Source organism: Rhodococcus sp. CX (genome assembly GCF_015865005.1).
Lineage (GTDB): Bacteria > Actinomycetota > Actinomycetes > Mycobacteriales > Mycobacteriaceae > Rhodococcus.
Genome location: NZ_JADZGH010000136.1, coordinates 130 through 1,176, shown reverse-complemented (window position 1 = coordinate 1,176; position 1,047 = coordinate 130). Strand labels below are relative to the sequence as shown.

Sequence of the window (1,047 nt, the reverse complement as noted above, 5' to 3'; positions counted from 1 at the left end):
GCGGCGGCCATCGTCGCGCTGACGTTGTGGATCGACCGGCCGTGGCAGGTGCTGCCCGTCGCCGCCGCCGTGGCCGGGCTCTACGCCATGGCGCGGATTCCGGTCCGGCTCGCCGTCGTCCAGTTGCGTCCGTTGCTGTGGATGCTCGCGTTCATCGGTGTGTTCCAGGTCGTGGTCGCGGGCTGGGAACGCGCGGTGGTGGTGTGCGGTTCGCTGCTGCTCGCGGTCGCGCTCGCGGCGCTGGTGACGCTCACGACCCGCGTGACGGACATGCTGGACGCGATCGTTGCGGGCCTGGGGCCGTTGCGCCGGGTCGGTGTGAATCCGGAGCGGATCGGCCTCGTGCTGGTCATGACCATTCGCTGCATCCCCCTGCTCGGTGAGCTGGTGACACAGGTGAGCGACGCGCGCAAGGCCCGCGGCCTGGGCTTCTCGTTGCGTGCCCTGGTAGTTCCGGTCGTCGTGGGCGCCCTGCGGTCCGCGGATGCGATGGGCGAAGCACTCTCCGCGCGGGGCGTGGACGACTAGGCGTAGTTCCTAGGGCCGGAACCGCTGCTGGATCCGGTCGACGTCCTGCCACGACTGGGCCCAGCCCTCGAGGCGATCGGACGCGGAGATCAATTCGGCGCGCTGCTGCTCGAGCACGGCCATGGGCCGGCTGCCCTCGGGCGCCCCGGCGAGCCGCGCGGCGGCCGCCACGAGTTCCTCGAACTGATCGACACCGGTCTCGAGACGGTGACCGGCCGCGGCGCTCCCACGTGCTGCGGATTCGAGCGCGACGACGTCGACCGCGACGGCCTCGAGCGCGGACGACGCGGCCCGAGCGGCCTCGCCGATCTCGTCGAGATCCTCGGCGACGACCGCCTGGGACCGGGCGAGGACCCCGAGCAGATGCGCCAGGCTCCGCTCGTTGCTGGCCAGTCGCGCCATGGGTGCGCGTGCGACGGAACCGTCCGGCGGCAACGCGCGCCGACGCGGAGGAGCCGGCGGGATGGGCACCGCATCGAGGCGTCGCACCTTCCGTACCGCCAGAACCGCGGGAACCGC

The 1,047-nt window shown here is 72.5% G+C and carries 1 protein-coding gene and 1 pseudogene; one reads left to right on the top strand and one right to left on the bottom strand.

Annotated features, from left to right (window positions below; translation table 11 throughout):
- On the top strand, positions 1-528 hold a 528-nt coding region (locus I0Q12_RS14520; protein ID WP_197252580.1), incomplete at its 5' end, for an energy-coupling factor transporter transmembrane protein EcfT.
- A gap of 9 nt (positions 529-537) precedes the next feature.
- Here I0Q12_RS14520 and I0Q12_RS14515 read toward each other — a convergent pair.
- Positions 538-1,047, bottom strand: a pseudogene (locus I0Q12_RS14515) (hypothetical protein); the annotation flags it as partial.